Below are 24,070 nucleotides of genomic sequence, written 5' to 3' on the forward strand. Positions count from 1 at the left end.
GTGTGGCGGCCGGGCAGTGGAATGACTGAGTGGCGTCACAGCGATGAGTGATTGTATACAACTTATCGCGAACTTTGTAAGCCTGCATTTCTGCATTTTTTCTGAACGGGCTCTCTACGGGTCTCTGCAAGAAACTTGCCTAAGTGGTCAGGTTAAGATCAAAAAGCCCACTGTAGGAGCGAGCTTGCTCGCGAATAACCTGAGGGCGCCACTTTTCATCCTGAGAGCCCGCGTTATCGTTGGCGTTTTTCGCGAGCAAGCTCGCTCCTACGGGGGGTTGAAGCGCTGTGAAATTTATTGTGTACAATTTTCTTTGAAAATGTCTTAATCAGCCATCGCCGGCTTTTTCACTGCCCTGAAAGAGTGCGGGTTTTTCTATGACTGACTTCGGGAGGCGCATAAAAGCCATGGGACGTTTGACCACACACGTTTTGGACGCCGCGCACGGCTGCCCCGGCAGCGCCATCAAGGTTGAGCTGTACCGCGTCGAAGGCGCGCAGCTGGAACTGGTTGCCACCGCCACCACCAACAGCGATGGCCGTTGCGACGCGCCGCTGCTGCAAGGCGACGACTACCGCAGCGGCGTGTACCAACTGCAGTTCAGCGCCGGTGATTACTACCGTGCCCGTGGCGTGCAATTGCCCGAGCCGGCTTTTCTGGACGTGGTGGTACTGCGCTTTGGCATCAGTGCCGAACAGGACCATTACCATGTGCCTTTGCTGATTTCGCCTTACAGCTACTCCACTTATCGCGGTAGCTGAGTCGTCACCTCGCTTCATACCCCCAAATGCTCTTCGTTGGTTTCGCCCGCGCACACTGCGGGCTTTTTTTTGCCCGTGGCTTGTGAATTGGCCGCTCAAGTATGTAACGCACCCTGGGCGGCAGCGGTGCCTAGTCTCGGCTTTTCTGAACGGAATAGTCGCTATGAGCACCGACACCACGGCCTGGGCCGACAAGCTTGATTTCGATGACCCACACACCTCTTCCCTGGAGCGTGACGAGGCCATTCGCGTGTTGCTGACCCGTCGGCTCAATGCGGTCGCGCACCCCAGCCATGAAATCAACCAGATCCACCAGGCTCAGGTCAGGGGACGCGAATCGGCCAAAGCCCTCAGCGGCCTGATTGGACGCGCACCGAGGATACTGGGGGTCATTCGTGGCGCATTGCGCGAAGCCTTCGGCCTCGACCCTGACACCTTACTGTTCACCGAACCTCTGCCGCCGGCTCCCGCGCGCAAGGTCAACAGCTTGACCGAGCGGGCCCTGGCGTTGCTGATCCAGCCCAATGTACCGCTCAATATCAACCAGTTCACCTCATTGAGCCTCAAGGATGATCCGACCAAGCGTCTAACGTTTACCGCCAGGGAAGCATTGGTTCGGGTCAAGGACTTGGCGCTGCTCGCTCGGTTCGAGCGCGCGGTAGCCGAGTATTGGCAGCAGTTGGCCCACGGTTCCTGGCTGACACGTCGAGAGCGCTGGGTGCAATTGCGCACATCGTTGTTCGCCGAAAATGCGTTTTTGGCCCATCGCACGTCTCAACTGACGGACAGTGGCTATGACATGCTAAGCAAACTGCTGCAAATACCTGACGCCCGCTTGCGTCAGAAGGCCGGCGGCGAATGGGCTGCGATTCAGGTGAGCCACATCATGTGGCCTGGGACTAATCGGGCCATGGTGGCCATCCCAGGGGCTCTGCATATTTATCGTGATGGCGTCGTCGGGGGGACGCCCCAGGTTATTTATCTGCCCGGTCTGTTCCGCGAATTCTATGAGTTCGACTCTTTTAACCAGATGCAGTGTGATTTGCCGCTATTGGTCAACGGCCCCTTGAGCAGTGCTTTATGGCAATGCCTGCCGCTGCGTCGTAGGCATGAGGCGTGTAACACCATAGGCGCAACGCCCATGACATTCGTCCGGCAACATGGGGACGCGTTGCAAAACAGTGCGCGCGAATTGCTGGACGGGCAATGGGATAATGAGCTGGCGTGTGCGTTATCGATCAATCATGGGGTGATGGGCATTCAGGACGCGGGACAGCCAGCTATCGCCGGTATCCAACGCTTTCTCAGGTTTATCCAAAAAGGGCGCCAGCGTGTGGTGGCGTTCACTCGGTTGGGCCGCACCCTGGATGCCTTGTTGGAGTGGGATTACAAGCGCCGCAGTGACGAAATTGTACTTGGGCGCCTGACGCCGGACCTCGCGTTCAAAACCCAGCAAGCACAGCTCAAGCGTTACGAAAAAAAGCTGATGGGCTTGCTGGACGCCAAGGATGTGGGCAGCCCCAGCGCGGACTACCAGGAATTTTTGCGCCTTGAACGCCAATGGCAGGACCAGGTTGCGGTGGCGCGCAAGTGGGCGCAAAGCCCGCTTGAACGCGTGTTTCAGAGTGATTACTGGCTGGAGAAACCCGAGGGCTCACGCACACGTGGTTCGTTGGTAATGCAAGCACAGCGTGACGCCCTGCTTGGGGAGGCGCAGATGCAACACCGCTTGGGCCTGATGAGTCGCGCCCATCTGGAGTGTCTGGATGCTGTGTTGAATGAAGCATGGGTACCCGGGGTCAAGTCCACGGACAGTTGTGTACTGCAAGTATCCGTGAGTGGCGAGGCAACCAAATTGTACCCATTGCTGGGCGCAGTAGTGGTAACCACCCAAGCGGCTCGGACTCAGCCGGGGGCCCTGTATCCCGTAGTGTTATATGTGATGGGCCAGCATGGCGGGCTGGTGACATTCGATAGCTTGAACGCCTTTGTCGCGGGCCTGCAAGCCAGCCTGAAAAGCCGCGATGGCTCGGTGTTATGGCGCTGCATCGAGCGTCACCGGCGCGAGGCGGTGCGCACGTCGATCGGTTTGCTGCCGCAGACGGCTGCACTGGTGGTGAGCTACACCGCGATCGAGCGTTACATGTTCAAAGACCTGTTCATGAAACTGACGGTACACCATATCGCGCTGAACAAGCGTATTGACAAGGGTAAGAGACTGTTCAGCGAAGTGAGTGATCCGCAGCTTAGCCGGATGTTGCTGGCTCGGGAGCTGTTCGAGTGTCTGCAAGTACCTGACAATGATGCTCGAACACTGGCCTTGGCCAACATCGACTTGTTGCAGGCGGCAGCCACTCAGGCCAAAAAACTCCCTTCTTGGCTCGGCATCGCATCGCCCGCTGAGCGCAAACACTATAAGCGTTTGTTACGCCGCTATCTGGTCAGCATTTTTGCACTGGAAACCAAGCTCTGGCAGGACTTGCCTGACTTGGAGCCCTTTGCTCGCAAAGCCCTGATTGCCAAATTGACCGAGGACGGTTTCTACCCGCAATTGGATATCGATACCCCCCTGCTCGACATGCCCGATGATGTCAGCACTCACTACGAGGGCTGGACGAGCCAGGGGGCGGTGGGTGATCGTCAGATTAAAACGGTGGTCAGTAAGGAACGTACCACCTTCAGCATGCTGCAATTGGCGTTGCACAACCTCGACCCTGAGGCGCCCTGGACCCGCTGGCGCTTGAACCGTGCGCGCTGGCTGGACCCGACCTGGAAAGAACGCTTGAGTGTGAGCTACCTGATCAAAACGATCGCATCCCTGAATGTGGGGGGCGAATACGACAAGCATATACGTAGGGCTTTTTATCCGAGCACTGGCTCGTCCTTCGGGTTGTCTCAGGCGCTGATTGATCGAGGCTTTAAACAGCGCGCCGAGATGCAGTTGTACTCGGCGGTACGACAAGGCTTGAAGGATTGGGGCCAGCGCCTGTTTACCTTCGCCATGGCCGCGCGCAAGGCGGGCGATTTGAAAAACGACGAGTTTGACGTGCAACTGGCTGTCCTGCGCCTGGTGGGCGTTACCCTGGAATATGATCGCCACATCGCCGGGGTACTGGTGATTCATGACAAGCCCACGGGGAAATGCGTGGTGTACTGGCCCACGGCAGTGGCAAGTCGGGTGCTGGTCGGGTACCCCAGTTTGGCCGAGGCCGAGCAAGCCCTGAATCGGTTGGGCGCATTACCTGCCAACCTGAAAGAGTTGGCGCGCCTGGTGGCTCCCGGCTGGGAGCATCAGGCGGTGCAAGATTATCCCGGCGAAAGCCTCCAGGTAGAGCCCAGGCTGCCTGACTCGGCCCAGCATCGTCTCACCGGCGGGGTCGACCTGATCGCTGTTCTCGTTGAGTTTTTCCTGCTCAAGCATAAAGACCCGGCTGCCGGGCTTGAAGCTGTCGAAGCGCAAATCGAGGAGCAGATTGCGCTGCAACCAGAAAGTTGGTTGGAGGTTGTGACCACCTCCCATTCCAATCCCACGGCGCTGCTGGCCCATGCTCGGGTGTTCGAGCTGCAACGACGTACGCAGGCTCGGTCCAATTCCTCCCAGGCACTGGGGGAGTACCGTGAGCGACGCCTGAGAGAACAGTTCGAGGCCACGATTCGTGGGTTACTGGCATTTATTCCAGTGCTAGGGGTGGGCATCAGCTTGTATGAGATGCTGCTGGCGGCGCGGCGCTATCATTTGAGCGGTTCTGGTCATGACGCGGTAGATGTGGTGGCTTTGACGCTCTTTGCATTTATTGATGTGCTGTCTACCTTTGCCCCAGGCCCCAAGGGTGCTCGCGTCGCACGGGGCGCTCTGCCTCGCTATAAAGGCAACACACTCGCTCTCACAGGCCTGAAGGCGCCGTCGACCAAGCCGACTCATCTGCTTGCGCGCTTCAAATCAACCGACGTATTGGAAGGCGCCGTTGAGTTGAAGGGGCCAGCAAGCAAGACTCAGTACGTGAAGAATGGCCAGCAGTTGCTTGCCGAGGGGGGCGAGCTCTACACGGTGTATCAGCGCAAGGCCGAATCAGTCGTGCGCTTTAAAGAATCGCAAAATGAACTGGTATTGAATATCCATCAGCCCCCAGAGTGGTTACTGGGGGCCGATACGCCTCAACCGGTGGCGGGAAGCAGTTCGGCGGCCCGTCAGCCGTGGCCTGCGGCCGTGCCGACCTGGCGGCCATCCACTGCACGCGGGGTGACTGAAAGCGCCATTCTTCAGTCGTCTGCAATGGGGGACCATTGGTTCAGTTGGCGTATTTCACCTGGGTTGGATGCCGATTTTGCTTCTGCCGCTCCTGGGGTGTTTTACATCGGGAAGGATGCCCGCAGGGGGCCGCACCACGTTCTCAGGGTGGCTCCTGTTTATACCAACATAAGGGACCCTTCGAACGTTTATTACAGGTTGCTGCCCCAAGGTGATCAGGCGCCGTTGACGGGTATCGTGTTTATCACCAGGGACTGGACGCCGGTTTCAGCCGCACGGGTTGATATTGGGCGTTGGACAGCCACTGAACTCGCGGAGCAACCCCTTCCGGCGTCATATAACACCCTGACGAACCAATGGCGGTTCCATGCGCGCTTGTTTGACAGGCCGCTGCAGCAGTATATCGGTACGGCATTCCCTACCATGACCGTCAATAGCCAAAGGTTCACCGCCGAAAGGCTGATTGAGTTGTCAGGCTCTACGCGCCAGGTAACGGCCACTCACTTACTTAATGTGCGTTCGACGCTCGATACGTGGTTAACCCCGACCCAGGGGAACATTGGCCAGACAGATGATTTATTGCGAATGTTGCGGCCCACTGATAAGCCGTACACCAGGGTACACATCGGTTACGAAGACCAGGCGCCTGGTTTCACCCGCGTTGACTTTAACGTGGCGGGATTAGACCCATCGCTTTTATTCGGTGGCCGGTCTGTCGCGGTTGAGCGAAGCACTGCCCAACGCGCGGCGATCAAGAGCGTATTGGAGCAGCAGGGTTTCAATGTCCGCGAAGTAAAAGTGAAGCACGGTAGGGCAATGGATGATCTGATCGCGACTCACCCCAACTCAAACCAGCTGTACTACGTGTCACCCAGCTGGGTGGAGGAGGGCAGTATTCAGCTAAATACCCGACTCTCGGATCTTTGGTTTAGCGACGCACTCAGCAAACACTCCAATGCGCTTCCATTGCAGGGCGTCAAGCTCGCGCTGGACGAAGGGCGCCTGGTTCGGATCGTGGCAGGCATTCAATGGCCGACCAAGAGGACGCTTTCTCCCACCGTCTATTTCGTCAAAGTGAGCCCCTCGCCCCGATAAGCGACACCGCGCCGGCGCCGCCGAACAGCGCGGCGCTGACCCGGTTGAACCAGCTCTGGCCAGCGCCAGAACGCAAGTACCGCGCCGCGCCATGGGCGCCGAGGCCGTAAGCCAGCTTGCACAGCAGGTCGAGCACCGTCCAGGTGGCGATCATGATCAGCAACTGCGGTAAAAAGGCCTGCTGGGCATTGAGAAATTGCGGCAGGAAGGCGGCGAAAAACAGAATGTCCTTGGGGTTGCTGGCGCCCAGTACAAAGGCACGGCCAAACAAGGCGCGAAAGCGCGGCACGGCTGGCGTCTGCGGTACTTGCGCTCCTTGGCTGGGCTGGCGCGACTGTTGCCAGCTCTGCCAGGCGAGGTAGAACAGGTACAGCGCGCCGACGATCTTCAGCGCGCTGAACAACTGCTCGGAGGCCAGCAACAGCGCGCCCAGGCCCAGGGCCGAGGCGCTCAACAGGCAGATCGAGGCGAACACGCCGCCGAGAAACGCAGGGTACGAGCGGCGCAGGCCGTAGTTGAGGCTGTTGCTGATCATCAACAGCGACAGCGGGCCAGGTATCAGGATTACCACCAGCGCAGCGCCACTGAACAGCAGCCAGGTTTCCAAGGTCATTTACAGTCCTCCCTTCATGCAAAAGCCCCACCCGAAGGTGAGGCGGTTTTTCAGCCGTTCCCTAACTACAGGAAGATGAACTTGGCGATAAAGATCGCGCACAGCACCCACAGGCTGATGGAAATCTCGCGGTACTTGCCGGTGCCGGCCTTCAACGCCACATACGTGATAAAGCCCAGGGCGATGCCGTCGGCGACCGAAAACGTCAGCGGCATCATGATCGCGGTGACGATCGCCGGAATGCTGTCGGTGGCCTCATCCCAATTGATATGGGCCATGCTCGCCATCATCAGCATCGCTACATAAATCAGCGCGCCTGCCGTTGCGTAGGCAGGGATCATGCCGGCCAGCGGCGCGAAAAACATCGCCGCCACGAACAGCACACCCACGGTCACTGCAGTCAAACCCGTACGGCCGCCGGCAGCCACACCCGCGGCACTTTCCACATAACTGGTCACCGGCGGCACACCGACCATGGCGCCGAACACGCTGGACGCGCTGTCAGCCTTCAATGCGCGCGACAGGTTGTCGATCTTGCCATCGGCATTCACCAGGCCTGCGCGTTGCGCAACGCCCATCAGTGTACCGGCAGTGTCGAACATGTGTACAAAAAGAAAGGCAAATACCACGCTGATCATGCTCACATTGAACACACCCATCACGTCCATTGCCATCCAGGTCGGTGCCAGGCTCGGTGGGGTGGCGAGAATGCCGTTGTAGTGCACCAGGCCCAGGCCCCAGCCGGCCAGGGTTACGGCGATGATGCTGATCAGGATGGCGCCGAAGACGCGGTGATAACTGAGGATGGCGATCAGCAGGAAACACACGGCCGCCAGCAGCGGTGCCGGCTCGTGCAGGGAACCGAGCTTGATCAGCGTGGCGGGGCTGTCGACGATGATGCCGGCGGTTTTCAGGCCGATCACCCCCAGGAACAAGCCCACGCCGGCGCCCATGGCATGGCGCAGGCTGACCGGAATGCTGTTGAGCAGCCACTCGCGGATGCGCGACAGCGTCAGGATCATGAACAGCACGCCGGAAATAAACACCGCGCCGAGGGCGGTCTCCCAGGTGTAGCCCATGGTGCCGACCACGGTGTAGGTGAAAAACGCGTTCAAGCCCATGCCCGGCGCCAGGCCCACGGGCCAGTTGGCGTACAGGCCCATCAGCAGGCAACCCAGCGCCGCCGCTATGCAGGTGGCGACGAAGGCCGCGCCGTGATCGATACCGGCATCGGCCATGATATTGGGGTTGACGAAGATGATGTAGGCCATGGTGATAAAGGTGGTGAGGCCGGCGATCAGCTCGGTCTTCACTGTGGTGCCATGCAAGCGCAGTTTGAACAGGCGTTCCAGCCAACCGCCTCGGGGCGCGGCCAGGTCCAACGTAGGGGCTTCGGTTTTGCGGCTATCCACAGCGAGTACTCCTCAATCGTTTTATTGTTATTTCCAGCGCCGGTTACATGAGTGGGCAACGGCGCTTTGAGGTACTGGCGGGTTTGTTGACCAAAAGGTCAGGAACTCGCACGAAGCGAATTATGCTTTTGTATACAAATAAAGCAAATAATGTTTTCGATTATCTGGGCGAAAAGGGATGAAAGGCCCACGCCAGGGGATTTATTCTGCGGCACGCCTTGAAACAAGCTCTCGATACCCGCACCTTGTGGGCGCAAGCATTCGGTCAGCGCGGCGAAAAGGGGAGCCCCATGTACAAGGTTTATGGCGATTACAAGTCGGGCAATTGCTACAAGGTCAAATTGATGCTCACTCTGTTGGGCATCCCGTATGAATGGATCGATATCGATATCCTCAAGGGCGATACCCAGACCCCTGAGTTCCTGGCCAAGAACCCCAATGGCAAGGTCCCGGTATTGGAGCTTGAAGACGGCACCTGCCTGTGGGAGTCCAACGCGATCCTCAACTTCCTCGCCGATGGCAGCGAATTCCTGCCCACCGAACCGCGCCTGCGTACCCAGGTATTGCAGTGGCAGTTTTTCGAGCAGTACAGCCATGAGCCCTACATTGCGGTGGCGCGGTTTATTCAGTTCTACCTGGGGCTGCCGGAAGATCGCCTGGAGGAATACAAGAAACTGCACAAAGGCGGCTACAAGGCCCTTAAGGTGATGGAGCGCCAACTGCAGTTGACCCCGTATCTGGTAGGCGACCAATTCTCCATCGCCGATGTGGCGTTATATGCCTATACCCATGTGGCCCAAGAGGGCGGCTTTGATCTGGATGCTTATCCGGGTGTACAGGCATGGTTGCAGCGCGTGGCCAGCCATCCCAAGTACGTGGCGATGCTCGACTGAGTTAACGCCGTCAAACTGTGGGAGCGGGCTTGCTCGCGAATGCGGTGGGTCAGTCTCAGTATTCAGTGACTGACACTGCGCATTCGCGAGCAAGCCCGCTCCCACATTTAGCTCAATGGTGAGTCAGATAATTCTCTATTTAGCAGTTCAAAGCAGCGTTGCGCCGCCGGGCTCAAGCCCATCCCGCTGCGGCTGATCAAGCCGATCTCCCGATTCACCCCAGGATGATCGATGCTGATCCGCTGCAAACCCTCCAGGCTATCCGCCGCCGATTCCGGCAGCACACTGATGCCCAACCCCTGGCGCACCAGGGCCAATACGGTCGACATGTAGTTGGCTTCCATGCCGGCGTTCAACGTCAGCCGTGTCTCATCGAACAACGTATCCACTTGCTCGCGCACACTGCTGTCGCGCCCGGTCAGGATGATCGGCTGGTCTGCCAGTTGCTCCAGGGTCAATTGACGGTGGCGGGCGAGCGCATGACCCGAAGGCACAAATGCGCACAGCCGATCATTGAGCACCGGAACGAAGTCCAGGCCGTGGCTCAGGCGGGCGCGCACGCCGATGCCGAAATCCACTTCGCCGTTGCGAACCTTTGCATGAATGCGTTGGGCCACCAGGTCATGCAGGCGCACTTCGATGCCGGCGAAGCGTTCGCGGAACAGGCGCAAGGCCGGGGGCAGGGCGCCGGCGCAGACTGAGGGCAGGGCGGCGATGGTTACCACGCCACGGCGCAAGGCGGCGAGGTCGCGGGAGCCGGTGACGATGTTGTCCAGGTCCAGCAGCAGTTTTTCCATGGGCCCGCGCGCATCCTTGCCCGCAGCGGTAATGCTCACATGGCGCGGGCTGCGGTCGAGCAGGGCGACGCCCAGCCAGTCTTCCAGTTGCTGCACCTGCACGGTGAGGGCCGACGGCGACAGATGCAGTTCGTTGGCCGCCTTGGTGAAGCTGCCCGTACGGGCAACCGCGAGGAAGGCTTGAATGTGCTGGATGCTGTTTTTCATAAGCGCCACTTCATTTTGTTTTTCCGAACGCCGGTGGCTGAATATTGCAATTTACAAAGCCTAGCGCGATTCCAATATTCCAGGGAAAACAATAACCGGCCAACCAGGCCGCCCTGGAGTAACCCATGCTCGCAACCCTGGGTGTCATCACCATCCTGTGCCTGCTCGCTGCCGTCATGAGCAAACGCCTCTCGCCGCTGGTGGCCCTGATCGCCTTGCCGATCATCGCTGCGCTACTCGGTGGCTTCGGCCTGCAGACCAGCGCCTTCATCATTACCGGTATCAAGAACGTCGCCCCCGTGGTGGGCATGTTTGTGTTCGCCATCCTGTTTTTCGGGATCATGACCGATGCGGGCATGCTCGATCCCATTATTGATCGCATCCTGCGCACGGTCGGGACCCGTCCTACACGGATTGTCGTCGGTACTGCGACCTTGGCGTTGCTGGTACACCTGGACGGCTCTGGCGCGGTGACCTTTCTGGTGACAGTGCCGGCGATGCTGCCGCTGTATACGCGCCTGGGCATAGATAAACGCATCCTCGCCTGCGTGTGTGCGATGGCCGCCGGGGTCAACTTCCTGCCTTGGACCGGCCCGGTGCTGCGTTCGTCGGCGGCGCTGCATGTGCCGGTGGCCGACCTGTTCCAGCCATTGATCCCGGTGCAGATCGTCGGGCTGATCTTTGTCTTCGCCTGCGCCTGGTGGCTGGGCCATCGTGAAGAAAAACGCTTGGGCCTGGGCGCGGGTTCCAGCGTGGAGGCGGTACCGCAACGAGTGCTCAGCGATGACGACATCAAGCTGCGTCGCCCACGGCTGTTCTGGGTCAACCTGATCCTCACCGTGCTGGTGATGGTGGTGATGATCGCCGGTTGGGTCGACCCGGTGGTGATGTTCATGCTCGGTACTGTGGTTGCGCTGTGCATCAACTACCCCAACGTGGACGCCCAGCGTGCGCGCATCGATGCCCATGCGAAAACCGCGCTGACCATGGCCAGTATCCTGCTCGCCGCCGGGGTATTTACCGGCATCATGCAAGGCACCGGCATGCTCAAGGCCATCGCCGAAGTGGCGGTGGCGCAGATCCCGGCGGGCCACGGCAAATTGATTCCGGCCGTCGTGGGTTTTTTGTCCATGCCTCTGAGCATGTTGTTTGACCCCGATTCCTACTATTTCGGTGTGATGCCGGTGATCGCCGAAGTCGGCAAGGCCCTGGGCGTCGACCCGCTGCAAGTGGCCCAGGCTTCGCTGCTGGGCGTGCACACCACCGGTTTTCCGGTCAGCCCGCTGACGCCTGCGACCTTCCTGCTGGTGGGCCTGTGCAAGATCGAACTGGCCGATCATCAGCGCTTCACCATTCCTTTCCTGTTTGCCGCCTCGGTGTTGATGACCCTGACGGCGTTGCTCCTGGGAGTGATTTGAGATGAACATCTTGCGCATCGGCTCCGGCGCCGGCTACTCCGGCGACCGTATAGAACCTGCCGTAGAACTGGCCGAACACGGCGACCTGGATTACCTGGTCTTCGAATGCCTGGCCGAACGTACCATCGCCCTGGCGCAACAGGCGCGTATCAGCGACCCGCAGGGCGGTTATGACCCGCTGCTCGCTGAGCGCATGCGCCGTGTCTTGCCCTGTGTGGGGCAGCGGGTGGGGCGTCGACGCCTGCGGGTGATCACCAACATGGGCGCGGCCAACCCGCTGGCGGCGGCCAGGGAAGTACGGCGTATTGCGGGCGAGCTGGGCCTGGGCCTCAAGGTTGTGGCCGTGGTCGGCGATGACGTGCTGCACGCCTTGCCTGCCGAGCAGTTGCTGGATAACGGCCAGACCGTGGGTGCGCTGGGCGAGCGGCTGATTTCCGCGAATGCCTACTTGGGCGTGGAGGGCATTGTTGAGGCGCTACGCGCCGACGCCGATGTGGTGATCACCGGGCGCGTGGCCGACCCTTCGCTGTTTCTGGCGCCGCAGATGTTTGAATTCGGCTGGGCCTTCGATGATTGGCAGCGACTGGGCCGCGGCACGTTGGTCGGGCATTTGCTCGAGTGCGCAGGGCAGGTCAGTGGGGGTTACTTCGCCGATCCCGGCTTCAAGGATGTGGAGGATCTGGCACGCCTGGGCTTTCCCCTGGCCGAGGTCGACGCCGACGGCAATGCAGTGATCACCAAGGTGGCAGGCTCCGGTGGGCGGGTCAGCCGTGCGACCTGCGCCGAACAACTGATTTACGAAGTTCACGACCCGGCAGCCTATTTGACCCCGGATGTGACGGCCGATTTTTCCCGGGTGGAGTTTGTCGAGGAGGGCGTGGACCGGGTGCGCGCCCAGGGAGCCAGTGGGCGTGCCCGGCCTGATCAACTGAAGGTCAGCGTCGGTTATCTGGACGGTTGGATCGGTGAGGGGCAGATGTCCTACGGCGGTCCCGGTGCTGTCGCACGGGCCGAGTTGGCGCGGGAAGTGGTGCTCAAGCGCCTGGCGTTGATCGGCGTAAAGATGCAGGACCTGCGCGCCGAGTTGATCGGCATGGACTCACTGCACGGCCCACGCAGCAGCGTCGAGCCTTGGGAGGTGCGCCTGCGGGTGGCCGCCCGGTGTGACGAGCGCAGCGATGCCGTACGGGTTGGCAATGAAGTAGAGACCCTCTACACCAACGGCCCGGCCGGCGGCGGTGGGGCGAGCAAGAGCGTGCGTCAGGTGGTGGCGGTGGCGTCGTTGCTGTTGCCCCGTGAAGCGGTCAAACCGAGGATTGAAGAATGAAACTGCATACGCTGGCCCATTCCCGCACCGGGGATAAGGGCGATACGTCGAACATCTCGATCATTGCCTATCGTGCGCAGGACTACCCGTTGCTGTGCGAACAGCTGACGGCGGAGCGCGTGGCAGCGTTTTTCGCGGATTTACTGGAACCCGGTGCTGAGCCGGTTCGGCGTTATGAATTGCCGAATGTGCAGGCGCTTAACTTCGTGCTGCCGGGCATCCTGCGTGGCGGCGTGACCCGCTCGCTGGCGCTGGATGCCCACGGCAAGTGCCTGGGCTCGGCACTGCTGGATCTAGACCTGGCAATACAGACTTAAGAACACCGCAGAGCAAATGTGGTGGCTTGCCTGCGAAGACGGCCTGAAAGCCAACGCTTATCTACCCGATACCCCACGGTCCAACTGTGGGAGCGGGCTTGCTCGCGAAGGCGGCCTGGCAGGCGACGCAGTTGGATTGTGTACATATCCATTGCTGCGGTAACGGCTACTTAGGGTTCCGCCCTGACGGCGGCTCACTTTTGAAAGGAGCCCAAAAGTAAGCAAAAGGCTCTTGCCCCACCACTCGGCACCTCGCTTAGGCTCGGTGTGCCCGAACACAGGCTTGAATCCGTGGGCCGCCGCCACGCGCCATCCATGGCGCGGGGCGGCTAACCCGGCGTCCTGCCGGGTTACCCACGAATTCAAGCCTGCGTTCGGCCAGCGTGGTTTAACGGGGCGCCTAAGATCAAAAGCAGATCAAGATCAAGAGCGACTCGCTTCGCATCGTGGAGTGTGTGGCCGTGTGCTTCAGATCGCCGCGAAGCGCTTGTCCAGATACTCGATGATCACCTTGGAGTCATACATCCAGGTGGTCTGGCCGTTCTCTTCGATGCGCAGGCACGGCACTTTGATCTTGCCGCCTTGCTCCAGCAGGGTCTGGCGGTCCTGTTCGTTGTTCTTCGCGTCCTTCAAGGCCACCGGCACATTCAGGCGGTGCAGGGTGCGGCGGGTCTTCACGCAGAACGGGCAGGCGTGGAACTGATACAGGGTCAGGTCCTTGGCGGCAGCATTGACCTTGGCCTGTTGTTCGGCAGGGCGTTGTTTTTTGCGTGGGCGGGTAAGAAAGTCGCCCGCGATGATGACGTGGCCGAGGCCCACTCTAAGTGCTTTGACGAACATGGCTGAAACCTCTTGCCCATGACTGAGGGGGCGCAGCTTACCTGATTTCTGCAGGCGAAAAAAACCGGCGATGAACGCCGGTTCCTTCCTGCCCAGCCGGTTACTTGATCAGGCTGAGAAATTCGCTGCGGGTGGCCGCGTTCTCGCGGAACTCACCCAGCATCACCGAGGTGATCATCGACGAATTCTGCTTCTCCACCCCGCGCATCATCATGCACATGTGCTTGGCCTCGATCACCACGGCGACGCCCAGGGCGCCTGTCACTTCCAACACGGCGTCAGCGATCTGGCGGCTGAGGTTTTCCTGGATCTGCAGGCGGCGTGCATACATGTCGACAATGCGTGCGACCTTCGACAGGCCCAGCACTTTGCCGCTCGGGATATACGCCACGTGGGCCTTGCCGATAAACGGCAGCAGGTGGTGTTCGCACAACGAGTACAGCTCGATGTCCTTGACCAGCACCATTTCGCTGTTGTCAGAGCTGAACAAGGCACCGTTGGTGACTTCTTCGAGTGTCTGTTCATAGCCGCGGCAGAGGTACTGCATTGCCTTGGCGGCACGCTTTGGCGTGTCGAGCAGGCCCTCGCGGGACACGTCCTCGCCGATTTGGCCGAGAATCGCTGTGTAATTCTGTTCCAGGGACATGAAACTACCTGTGGGATTTTCGCAAAGCGCAAGGTTACGGTGGCGGACACATCGCTGCAAGCCTGACGATGGCACTTGTTACTCGTCGCGCCCTTCCATCATGGTGCGCTTGAGCATCACATACACCGCGCCGGCACCGCCGTGACGGGCCTGGCAGGAGGTAAAGCCGAGCACCTGGGCATGCTGGCGCAGCCAGGTGTTGACGTGGCTCTTGATCATCGGCCGCTTGCCGTCCAGCCGCACAGCCTTGCCATGGGTGACGCGCACGCAGCGAATTTCGAATTTGGTCGCTTCGGCCAGGAAGGCCCAGAGGGTTTCCCGGGCTTTTTCTACGGTCATGCCGTGCAGGTCGAGGCTGCCTTCGAACGGGATCTGGCCGGCCTTGAGCTTGCGCATCTGGCTTTCCTGGACGCCGTCGCGGGCCCACATCAGTTCATCCTCGGGGCCGACGTCGATCACGAACTGGTCTGACAGGCCGTCCACGGTAGTGGCATCGGTGCGCACGGTCGCGGCCTGGCGCAGCTTGGCGATCTGCGCCCGGTCAGTCTTGGGTTTGCCGGTGTCGGCGCGGTCGTGCTTGATCGGCTTGACGCCGCGCAGCTCGTTTTTGAACAGGGAAAAATCGTCGTCTTGCATGTCAGCCTCCGCGAAGGGCGGGCAGTTTACCTAAATCGCGGCGGCCAGGGCGCAGGAAACGCTATCCAAGCGCCATCAGTCGTGCTTTTTCATCAGGTGAGAGGCGATATTCAACGACAGCGGCTGGCGCATTTTCCGGCGGCTGCGACGCCACAACCACACGCCCAACCGCAGCACCAGCAAGCCGATCCCCAGCAGGAGTGCCGAGCCGCCCGGGCTGGCATTCAGTTCGCCCAGGGCGGGCGAATGCCCAAACAGGCCGGCGCCACCAGCGCCCGCCAACAACAAGCCTACTATCGCCAGCAACGCGGCAATGCACGCTACCAGGCGCAGACGCCAATTGCTCGGGCCCTTGGGGCGCAAGCGACGAGCATCAAAACCATCGGATATCTTCATTCCGACCTTTCCTCCAGGGTATCGGCCCTTCGACCGGAAGATACACAGGTTGTTCCGGGGGGAGAGGTAAATGCGCCAAATGAAAGGGCTTTGCGGATGAGCGGAGCAATAAACACGCCGCTCACCGCCAACGGGATCAGATCAGATCTTTGGCCAGCGCCAGGGTGGCGAAGTTGTCGGCCATGATGGCCATTTCGGTTTGTTGCACGTGCTCGGCGCTCAGGATGCCGCCTTTGTACGGCAGGTCGCGGGTAGCGCAGGCGTCTTCCACCAGGGTGCAGCGAAAGCCCAGGTTCTTGGCCGCACGCACGGTGGTGCTGACGCTGGAGTGGCTCATGAAACCGCAGACGATCAGGTCCAGTGAGCCCAAGTCCTGCAGGTGTTTTTCCAGGCCGGTGCCATGGAAGGCGCTGGGCAGCAGTTTGCCGATGATGGTTTCGTCACCTTCAGGCTCAAGGCCCGGAATGAATTCGCCGCGCTCGCCCTGGGGGTCAAACAGGCCGCCCACGGTGCCCAGGTGGCGCACGTGCACAATCGGGCGCCCGGCACTGCGCGCTGCGGTCACCAGTTGCTTGATGTTCTGCACCGCCGCGTCCATGCCCGAGAGGGCGAGCGGGCCGCTGAGGTATTCTTTCTGGGCGTCGATGATCACCAGGGTCGCATGATTGAGGTTGGCTGCTGCGTAACCGCGACCGCTGAGTTGAAACATCGTCTTTGGAACGGACATTCTGGGGCTCCTGTGAGTGGGGCTTTTGCGACATTGTCCACTGGCTGAGCGCTTCTGTGAATCGCTACTATCGTAAGGTACGCCGTTGCTGGCGTGCAGCCATGTCAAGAGGCAGGCCTGTTTAACATAGTGCGGGCAAATTGGATGAAATCCGACGTACGGTGCCAGGTGTTTCGTACATCGTCGGTACAGGTGAAGGCTGTTAGAATCGCCAGTCGTTTTTTCCAGGAGCTTGCCCCGTGATCACTTCCCGCCTGCGCACCTTGCGCGACCATATCCGTTGGGCTGTCAGCCGTTTCCATGGGGAAGACCTGTTTTTTGGCCATGGCACCGACAATGCCTGGGACGAAGCCCGGCAATTGGTGCTGGGCGCCTTGCACCTGCCGTGGGAAATAGCCGACAGCTATTTGGACTGCAACCTGGAAGAAGAGGAAATCTCCCACGTGCAGCGTTTGCTGCATCGGCGTATCCATGAGCGAGTGCCTACCGCATACCTGTTGAACGAAGCCTGGTTTTGCGGCATGTCGTTTATCGTCGATGAGCGCGTACTGATTCCGCGTTCACCGATAGGCGAGCTGATTGAAGACCGTTTTGAACCCTGGCTGGCCCAGCCGCCGGCACGCATCCTCGACCTGTGCACCGGCTCCGGCTGCATCGGCATCGCCTGTGCCTACGAATTCCCGGAGGCCGAAGTGGTGCTGGGAGACCTGTCCTTCGAAGCCCTGGAAGTGGCGAACCAGAACATCGAGCGCCATGGCGTCGACGAGCGCGTCTACACCGTGCAGGGCGATGGTTTTGACGGTTTGCCTGGCCAGCGTTTCGACCTCATTGTGTCGAACCCGCCCTACGTGGATGCCGAAGATTTCGCCGACATGCCCGATGAATACCAGCACGAACCGGAACTGGGCCTGGCCTGCGGTGACGACGGCCTGAACCTGGTACGTCGGATGCTGGCTGAAGCGGCGGACCATCTGACCGAGAAGGGCTTGCTGATTGTCGAAGTGGGTAACAGCCAGGTGCATGTCGAGGCGCTGTACCCGGAAGTGGACTTTGCCTGGCTGGACTTCAAGCGCGGTGGGCATGGGGTGTTTATGCTCACGGCTGAACAGTGCCGTGCGCACCAGGCAGTATTTGCCGCTCGGGTCTAACTGCACAAGCGCGGTCAATGTGGGAGCTGGCTTGCCTGCGATAGCGGCCTGTCAGCCGACATCTATCTACCTGACACCCCACAATCCAACTGTGTGAGCGGGCTTGCTCGCGAAGGCGGCCTGGCAGTCAACACAGTTGGACCGGGTACATATCCGTTATTTAGGTAACGGCCGCTTAGGGTTCCGCCTGACGGCGGGTCACTTTGGAAAAGAGCCCCAAAGTAACCAAAGGGCTCTTGCCCCACCACTCGGCACCTCGCTTGGGCTCGGTGTGCCCGTAATCCGCCAGTGATTTGGGGGGCCGCCGCCACGCGCCATCCATGGCGCGGGGCGGCTAAACCGGCATCCCTGCCGGTTTACCCCCCAAATCCCTGTCGAATTCCGGCCAGCGTGGTTTAACGGGGCGCTTGAGATCAAAAGCAGATCAAGATCAAGAGCGGCTCGCTTCGCATCGTGGAGTGTGTGGTCGGGCGCGGTTAACTGTGGGAGCAGGCAAGCCAGCTCCCACATTGGATCGTATTTCAGTCTGTTAACGGTGTGTGGCAATCCAGATCAACAACCCCGCTTGGAACACCGTAAACGCCACCAGGCAGGTGATGGTAAAGCGCAGCCCGCTGTCTTCTCGCTTGAACTTGGTGACTTTCTCCTCTTCCTTGCGCAGCTTCACTTCCTGCTCCGCCAGGTTCTGCTCGGCTTGTTGCAGCATTTGCGCGGCTTCCAGGATCTCCACGAACTGCACTTTCTCGGTGTTCCAACTGTCCAGCACGTCGCTGACCTTGCCCGGTTGCACATTGCCTTTGAGGTGCTGCACATCGGCGTAGGCCACATCGAAACCCTGGATGCGCAGGAAGTGATCGCGGCGCAGGCGCGTGGCTTCGTTGAGGGCGTCTTTGTTGGCCAGGTCCACGCCGTCGACGCGGTAGTGGGACCACTTCTTCTTCGCCCAGGCAGCGCCTTGGGCCACCAGGAATCGCCCGATACCGCGGTTGGCCGGCTCGATTTCCAGGCTGTTGCCGGGGCCGAAGTGCACGCGGTGTTTATCGTGATCCACCCAGATATCCAAATGGTTCTGCTCGCGCCGTACGCGCTGGCCCGGTAACTGGATGACCATGCGCAACAGGCTGTGGTGTTTGTCATGGCGTTCGGCATAGCCGAACTGCACAAAGCGCAAGGGCCGTGCGCCGGTGGCGCGGTCGGTGGCCAGTGGGGCCAGGCGCAGCATCTTGAAATGTTCGGCGTGAACGTCGGCCCACGGCAGTGCCGCTGCTGCGCTAGCCTCGGTTGCGGCCGGGGTCTCGGCGGTCGATTCGGGTGTTGTTTCGGTGGTTGTCATGCGGCGCGATCCTGTCCAAGCCCTGCGAGCCGACAGTCTTTTTACTGTCGACTCTGGACTTATCGGCCGTTTTTTCCAGGACTGGAGGCCAATTGCCGCTTAACGGGGTTGAAGTCCTTCGATAAATCTGACGATACGTTGGCCCAGCTCCGCAGCCAGCGGTAGTTTCGGGTCGTTGTAGGAGGCCAGTTGCTGCTTCACGTTATTGGGCACGATGCGCATCACGTGGTTCATGCCTTCGATCACCGTCAACTGAGCGTCGGGCTTGGCCTGCTTCAGTTGCTGGGCATCGCCTACGCCAACCTGAATATCGTTGGTGCCCTGGATAATCAGCGCCGGCATGTCCAGGCGGGCAAAAGCGGCCGACGGATCGGCGCGGAACAGGCTGATCAGATACGGCTGCACGCTGGGTCGGAAAATGCCTTCCAGCGGGCGCGGCACATCGGCGTCCACCTGGCCGGCCTTGAGGTGATCGAGGATCTCATTGCTGCGCAGCAACAGGGCAGGGGGCAAGTGATCGGCCAGTTGCTGACGGATCACCTGGTCCACCGGGCGGGCGCTGCCAGACAAGGAAATGACCCCGGCCGGTTCCAACTGCGGCGCGGCGAGGGCGGCGACCAGCGCGCCCTCACTGTGGCCCAGCACAATCAGCGGGCCCATGCGCTTGTCGGCCTTGAGCAACTTACCCCAGGCCACGGCGTCGGCCACATAGGCCTCCAGGGTCAGGTTGCGCTCGTCCGGCGTGGCCGCCAGGCTCGCGGCCACGCCGCGCTTGTCGTAGCGCACGCTGGCGATGTTATGCCGGGCCAGTACCCAGGCCAGGCGCTTGAGGCTGTCATTGCGCGCGCCGTCGGCGCTGTTGCCGTTGCGGTCGGTGGGGCCGGAGCCGGCGATGATCAGCACCACCGGCACCGGTTTATCCGATTGCGGCAACAGCAACGAGCCAAAGAGTTGGCCGCTGCCGGTGTCCAGGCTGATCGGGCGTTGCAGCACCACAGGGGAGGCGGCCTGGGCCACGGCGGTGAATAGGGTGAGGGTGAACAGCAGAACTCGCAGCATCATAGCGCCATCATTGGAGAGGTGCCGGTTGGACCAACGTCTACCGGTAAGGTTTCGAGGATGAACTAGTCGGTTAGCCTGCGTATACTGGCCGCCTTAAGTTATTACGGTTGACTTGATTCAACTGATTTCACGGAGCGCCCTGCATGTCCGGCAATACCTTCGGCAAGCTGTTCACTGTCACCACCGCGGGCGAAAGCCATGGCCCGGCGTTGGTCGCCATTGTCGACGGCTGCCCGCCAGGCCTTGAGCTGAGCCTGGACGACCTGCAGCGTGACCTCGACCGCCGCAAGCCCGGCACCAGCCGCCACACCACCCAGCGCCAGGAACCGGATGAAGTCGAAATCCTCTCGGGCGTGTTCGAAGGCCGCACCACGGGCTGCGCCATTGGCCTGTTGATCCGCAACACCGACCAGAAGTCCAAGGACTACTCGGCGATCAAGGACCTGTTCCGCCCGGCCCATGCCGACTACACCTACCACCACAAATACGGCGAACGCGACTACCGTGGCGGTGGCCGCAGTTCGGCGCGGGAAACCGCCATGCGCGTGGCCGCCGGCGCCATCGCCAAGAAATACCTGGCCACCCAGGGCATCGTCATCCGTGGCTACATGAGCCAGCTGGGCCCGATTGAAATCCCGTTCAAGACCTGGGACAGCGTCGAAGACAACGCCTTCTTCTGCCCCGACCCGGACAAGGTGCCGGAACTGGAAGCCTACATGGACCAGTTGCGCCGCGACCAGGACTCGGTCGGCGCGAAGATCACCGTCGTGGCCGAAGGCGTGAAGCCGGGCCTGGGTGAGCCGATCTTCGACCGCCTCGACGCCGAACTGGCCCATGCGCTGATGAGCATCAACGCGGTGAAGGGCGTGGAAATCGGCGCCGGGTTCGCCTGCGTCTCCCAGCGCGGTACCGAGCATCGCGATGAGATGACTCCTGAAGGTTTCCTCAGCAACAACGCGGGCGGCATCCTCGGCGGTATTTCTTCCGGCCAGCCGATCGTGGCGCACCTGGCGCTCAAGGCGACGTCGAGCATCACCACGCCAGGCCGTTCGATCGATGTACACGGCAACCCGGTGGACGTGATCACCAAGGGCCGCCACGATCCCTGCGTCGGCATCCGCGCCACACCGATTGCCGAAGCCATGATGGCCATCGTGCTGATGGACCACCTGCTGCGTAACCGCGGGCAAAATGCCGATGTGCGCGTGAGTACCCCGATACTGGGCCAGCTATGATCGCCTGCGACAATGAGCGCGCTTGTTGTGGCGAGCGAGCTTGCTCGCGCTGGGCTGCGAAGCAGCCCCAATAGCATGCCCCAACCACTGCCATACTGGCGCCTCTCCAGCTTTTACCTCTTCTACTTCGCCCTGCTGGGGGCGACCGCGCCGTTCCTGGCGCTGTACTTCGATCACCTGGGCTTTTCCAGCGCACGCATCGGCGAGTTGGTAGCCATCCCCATGCTGATGCGCTGCGTGGCCCCCAACCTGTGGGGCTGGATCGGCGACTACACCGGCCGGCGCCTGGCCATTGTGCGATTCGGCGCGGTGTGCACCCTGGTCAGCTTCTGCCTGATTTTTGTCAGCAAGACCTACGCCTGGCTGGCGCTGGTGATGGCCCTGCACGCGTTCTTCTGGCATGCGGTGCTGCCGCAGTTTGAAGTCATCACCCTGGCCCACCTGCACAAGCAAACCTCGCGCTACAGCCAGATCCGTCTGTGGGGCTCCATTGGTTTTATCCTCACCGTGGTGGTCATGGGGCGCCTGTTCGATTGGCTGAGCCTGGATATTTACCCGGTGGTGGTCGTGGTGATCATGGCCGGTATCATCGGCGCCAGCCTTTGGGTACCGAACGCGCAGCCGGCCAGCCACGGCAACCGCCTGGCCGGTGAGGGTTTCCTCAAGCAATTACGCAGCCCCGGCGTGCTGGCGTTTTATGCCTGCGTGGCGCTGATGCAAATGAGCCATGGCCCGTATTACACCTTCCTCACCCTGCACCTGGAGCACTTGGGCTACAGCCGTGGCGTGATCGGCCTGCTGTGGGCGCTGGGGGTGGTGGCGGAAGTGCTGATGTTCCTGGCCATGAGCCGTATTCTTACGCGCTTTTCGGTGCGCCGGGTGCTGCTCGCCAGTTTCCTGCTGGCCGCGCTGCGCTGGTGGCTGCTGGGTTCATTTGCCGAGGTTTTCTGGCTGCTGCTGGTGGCGCAACTGATGCACGCCGCCACGTTTGGCAGCTTCCATGCGGCGGCGATTGCCTTTGTGCAACGCAGCTTCGGCGACCGCCAGCAAGGCCAGGGCCAGGCCCTTTATGCCGCGCTGGCCGGCACCGGCGGCGCGCTCGGCGCCCTGTATTCCGGCTACAGCTGGAACCTGCTGGGGCCAACCCTCACGTTCAGTATCGCCTGCCTCGCGGCCCTGGCCGCCGCCATTATCATTGGCCTTCGATTGCAAGAGCCGAACCAAGGAACCGTGCAATGAGCTATGTAGCCGTCTACTCCATCGCCACCCCGGACACCCCAAACAAAGTGTTGACCCATGCCGACGACATCCAGTCGACCCTGGCCGAACACGGTGTGCGGTTCGAACGCTGGCAGCCCAGCCCACTAGAAAAGGGCGCCACGGATGCTCAAATGATTGCCGCCTACCAGGCTCAGATCAAAGCCCTCGGCTACGCCGCTGTGGAAGTGGTGCGCGTGACCCAAGACCATCCACAGAAGGACGAGTTACGTGCGCAGTTCCTGGATGAACGTACCTACAGTGAAGACGAGGTGCGTTTCTTTATCGCAGGCCAGGGGCTGTTTACGCTGCACATAGGCGACTATGTGTACAGCCTGCGCTGTGAGAAGAATGACCTGCTGATCATCCCGGCCGGTGTACCGCACTGGTTCGACATGGGCGAGAACCCGCACTGTGTGACACTGCGCTTGTTCAACACAGCCCAGGGCAGCGTGCCCTCATTGACGGGCAATGAGATTGCCACACGCTTTCCAGGACTCGATGACTAAGCACAGATAACTGAATGTTCAACCCTGGCAAGTTGGAAGTTGCTGTGGGAAGAAACTTAATTATTTGTAGGGCAAAGCTGTTTGTTCTGTGCTGTGCGCTTTGATTCCACTGATTATGTAACTCTCTGCTTAACGTCAATGTTTATGCCATCTGTCAATAGGAGGAATCCGAAAGGTGGCAGCGCATCAGCAGACATAAAGGAGAGAACAATGAGTGGCCCCGAGGAGACGTATCGCCCGTTGGTTATTGTGCCGACGGCTATCAGAAAACGCCTGAGCTTGTGCGGCAAGCCCCTGACTGCCACGGAGCTGGAAATCCTGCGATGGGCCTCCGAGGGCAAGACGGTCTGGGAAATCAGCCAGATTCGCGCCACCTCTGAAGCCACGGTGAAATTTCATCTGCGCAACATCTACGGCAAGTTGGATGTCACCAACCGTGTACAGGCAAAGAATGAGGCCGCTCGCCAGGGCTTATGTTAACGACATGAAAAAGGGCCGCGACGCTGAGTAGCGTCGCGGCCCTTCTTCAGATGTGTAGCTTAGGCCGAGTGATAAGTCGGCAGCGCAAAGCGGTTCTGGCTTTGCAGCATCGAAATCTGCGGCAGTTCGCTGGCCTGTTCAGCCAAGTCACGGCGAATGGCGCTGATCACCCAAGTCAGTTGGTCGGCAGTGTGCAGCTGCTGATAAGAGATCGAGCGCTTGACCTGCTTACCTTCGCTGTTGCGCAGGGTCAACAGGATGCCGCCGTCCGGACGTGGCTGGGTGGTGACGTCGTAGTTGGAGAATACCGAAGCGAATTTATCTTGGATCAGGCTCATGTCTATCAGCTCCATTGGCTCAAGTTGGCAAGCATGGAGTGATAGGTGCAGTGATTGTGCCAGTATTGGATTTTCTAAAAAATCCTTATAAATCAGCAGCTTATAAATTTATAGGATTTTCATTTTCGTGCAATTTGCATGAAGGGCCATCGTGCATCCTGCATTTTGCGCTATCTGCCCGGCGATTTTCCGCAAGGAGCGGGAGGGCTGTAATCATACTGACCGCCTTTTGCTCGGAAAAATCCATCTACACGATATTGGTGGTATCCCCCGCGCTAACCACGATGCGAAGCGAGCCGCTCTTGATCTTGATCTGCTTTTGATCTTAAGCGCCCCGTTAAACCACGCTGGCCGGAATTCGACAGGGATTTGGG

Annotated in this window: 22 protein-coding genes; 11 read left to right on the forward strand and 11 right to left on the reverse strand. The window is 60.2% G+C overall.

What is annotated here, in order from left to right:
- The first annotated feature begins 407 nt into the window (after positions 1-407).
- A complete protein-coding gene (gene uraH / locus CRN80_RS18615) occupies positions 408-761 on the forward strand; it encodes a hydroxyisourate hydrolase (protein WP_032896006.1) in 354 nt (117 codons plus the stop codon).
- 163 nt (positions 762-924) lie between these two features.
- Complete coding sequence (locus tag CRN80_RS18620; RefSeq protein WP_098950760.1) at positions 925-6,105, forward strand: dermonecrotic toxin domain-containing protein; 5,181 nt, start codon at positions 925-927, stop codon at positions 6,103-6,105.
- Here CRN80_RS18620 and CRN80_RS18625 read toward each other — a convergent pair.
- Both CRN80_RS18625 and CRN80_RS18630 read right to left on the reverse strand, forming a co-directional pair.
- Positions 6,080-6,718, reverse strand: coding sequence for a LysE family translocator (locus tag CRN80_RS18625; RefSeq protein WP_032896007.1), 639 nt, complete (start codon positions 6,716-6,718; stop codon positions 6,080-6,082). The genes CRN80_RS18620 and CRN80_RS18625 overlap by 26 nt on opposite strands.
- A gap of 65 nt (positions 6,719-6,783) precedes the next feature.
- Positions 6,784-8,130: an NCS2 family permease gene (locus CRN80_RS18630; protein ID WP_003192809.1), complete on the reverse strand. Its 1,347-nt coding sequence runs from the start codon at positions 8,128-8,130 to the stop codon at positions 6,784-6,786.
- Between the two features lie 290 nt (positions 8,131-8,420).
- On the opposite strand from CRN80_RS18630, the gene CRN80_RS18635 reads away from it, so the two are divergent.
- Positions 8,421-9,023, forward strand: coding sequence for a glutathione S-transferase family protein (locus tag CRN80_RS18635; protein ID WP_098950761.1), 603 nt, complete (start codon positions 8,421-8,423; stop codon positions 9,021-9,023).
- 107 nt (positions 9,024-9,130) lie between these two features.
- Here CRN80_RS18635 and CRN80_RS18640 read toward each other — a convergent pair whose 3' ends face one another.
- Positions 9,131-10,027, reverse strand: coding sequence for a LysR family transcriptional regulator (locus CRN80_RS18640; RefSeq protein ID WP_098950762.1), 897 nt, complete (start codon positions 10,025-10,027; stop codon positions 9,131-9,133).
- Between the two features lie 125 nt (positions 10,028-10,152).
- Between CRN80_RS18640 and CRN80_RS18645 the strand changes: the two genes are divergently transcribed.
- Genes CRN80_RS18645 through CRN80_RS18655 form a run of 3 tightly spaced genes read left to right on the forward strand, consistent with a single transcriptional unit; the run spans position 10,153 to position 13,089 of the window.
- A complete protein-coding gene (locus CRN80_RS18645) occupies positions 10,153-11,445 on the forward strand; it encodes a CitMHS family transporter (protein ID WP_098950763.1) in 1,293 nt (430 codons plus the stop codon).
- A gap of 1 nt (position 11,446) precedes the next feature.
- Positions 11,447-12,772, forward strand: a complete 1,326-nt coding sequence (locus CRN80_RS18650; protein ID WP_098950764.1) for an acyclic terpene utilization AtuA family protein — start codon at positions 11,447-11,449, stop codon at positions 12,770-12,772.
- Positions 12,769-13,089 (forward strand): hypothetical protein, encoded by a 321-nt coding sequence (locus tag CRN80_RS18655; RefSeq protein WP_098950765.1) that lies wholly within the window; start codon positions 12,769-12,771, stop codon positions 13,087-13,089. Before CRN80_RS18650 ends, CRN80_RS18655 begins: the two co-directional genes overlap by 4 nt.
- Before the next feature lie 468 nt (positions 13,090-13,557).
- Here CRN80_RS18655 and CRN80_RS18670 read toward each other — a convergent pair whose 3' ends face one another.
- The 5 genes from CRN80_RS18670 to CRN80_RS18690 all read right to left on the reverse strand — a co-directional run bounded on the left by CRN80_RS18670 (position 13,558) and on the right by CRN80_RS18690 (position 16,334).
- Positions 13,558-13,929, reverse strand: coding sequence for a glutathione S-transferase N-terminal domain-containing protein (locus tag CRN80_RS18670; protein ID WP_003192799.1), 372 nt, complete (start codon positions 13,927-13,929; stop codon positions 13,558-13,560).
- 100 nt (positions 13,930-14,029) lie between these two features.
- Positions 14,030-14,575 carry a GTP cyclohydrolase I FolE gene (folE, locus tag CRN80_RS18675; RefSeq protein ID WP_098950767.1) on the reverse strand — a complete coding sequence of 182 codons (546 nt, stop codon included), beginning with the start codon at positions 14,573-14,575 and terminating at the stop codon, positions 14,030-14,032.
- Positions 14,576-14,653: 78 nt separating this feature from the next.
- Positions 14,654-15,211, reverse strand: a complete 558-nt coding sequence (locus CRN80_RS18680; protein ID WP_003192796.1) for a Smr/MutS family protein — start codon at positions 15,209-15,211, stop codon at positions 14,654-14,656.
- A gap of 75 nt (positions 15,212-15,286) precedes the next feature.
- Positions 15,287-15,607: a hypothetical protein gene (locus CRN80_RS18685; protein ID WP_098950768.1), complete on the reverse strand. Its 321-nt coding sequence runs from the start codon at positions 15,605-15,607 to the stop codon at positions 15,287-15,289.
- Positions 15,608-15,743: 136 nt separating this feature from the next.
- A complete protein-coding gene (locus CRN80_RS18690; RefSeq protein WP_003192792.1) occupies positions 15,744-16,334 on the reverse strand; it encodes a cysteine hydrolase family protein in 591 nt (196 codons plus the stop codon).
- 239 nt (positions 16,335-16,573) lie between these two features.
- Between CRN80_RS18690 and prmB the strand changes: the two genes are divergently transcribed.
- Complete coding sequence (prmB, locus tag CRN80_RS18695; protein ID WP_047711471.1) at positions 16,574-17,482, forward strand: 50S ribosomal protein L3 N(5)-glutamine methyltransferase; 909 nt, start codon at positions 16,574-16,576, stop codon at positions 17,480-17,482.
- A 529-nt stretch (positions 17,483-18,011) separates the two neighbouring features.
- Here prmB and CRN80_RS18700 read toward each other — a convergent pair.
- Positions 18,012-18,815: a hypothetical protein gene (locus tag CRN80_RS18700; protein ID WP_032896017.1), complete on the reverse strand. Its 804-nt coding sequence runs from the start codon at positions 18,813-18,815 to the stop codon at positions 18,012-18,014.
- 99 nt (positions 18,816-18,914) lie between these two features.
- Positions 18,915-19,877 carry an alpha/beta hydrolase gene (locus tag CRN80_RS18705; protein WP_098950769.1) on the reverse strand — a complete coding sequence of 321 codons (963 nt, stop codon included), beginning with the start codon at positions 19,875-19,877 and terminating at the stop codon, positions 18,915-18,917.
- A gap of 143 nt (positions 19,878-20,020) precedes the next feature.
- On the opposite strand from CRN80_RS18705, the gene aroC reads away from it, so the two are divergent.
- The 4 genes from aroC (at position 20,021) to CRN80_RS18725 (ending at position 23,358) form a co-directional block, all read left to right on the forward strand.
- Complete coding sequence (aroC, locus tag CRN80_RS18710) at positions 20,021-21,112, forward strand: chorismate synthase (RefSeq protein ID WP_003192786.1); 1,092 nt, start codon at positions 20,021-20,023, stop codon at positions 21,110-21,112.
- A 75-nt stretch (positions 21,113-21,187) separates the two neighbouring features.
- Positions 21,188-22,351: an MFS transporter gene (locus tag CRN80_RS18715; protein WP_098950770.1), complete on the forward strand. Its 1,164-nt coding sequence runs from the start codon at positions 21,188-21,190 to the stop codon at positions 22,349-22,351.
- On the forward strand, positions 22,348-22,878 hold the full coding sequence (locus tag CRN80_RS18720; RefSeq protein WP_098950771.1) for an acireductone dioxygenase: 531 nt from the start codon (positions 22,348-22,350) through the stop codon (positions 22,876-22,878). The genes CRN80_RS18715 and CRN80_RS18720 overlap by 4 nt, the downstream gene beginning before the upstream one ends.
- A 210-nt stretch (positions 22,879-23,088) precedes the next feature.
- On the forward strand, positions 23,089-23,358 hold the full coding sequence (locus CRN80_RS18725) for a response regulator transcription factor (RefSeq protein ID WP_003192780.1): 270 nt from the start codon (positions 23,089-23,091) through the stop codon (positions 23,356-23,358).
- Between the two features lie 59 nt (positions 23,359-23,417).
- Here the strand turns inward: CRN80_RS18725 and CRN80_RS18730 are convergent, their stop codons facing one another.
- Entirely contained in the window at positions 23,418-23,696 is a 279-nt protein-coding gene (locus CRN80_RS18730; protein WP_003172952.1) for a DUF3509 domain-containing protein, read from the reverse strand.
- Positions 23,697-24,070: the final 374 nt, after the last annotated feature.

The sequence above is a fragment of the Pseudomonas sp. FDAARGOS_380 genome (assembly GCF_002591235.1).
Classification (GTDB): domain Bacteria; phylum Pseudomonadota; class Gammaproteobacteria; order Pseudomonadales; family Pseudomonadaceae; genus Aquipseudomonas; species Aquipseudomonas salmasensis.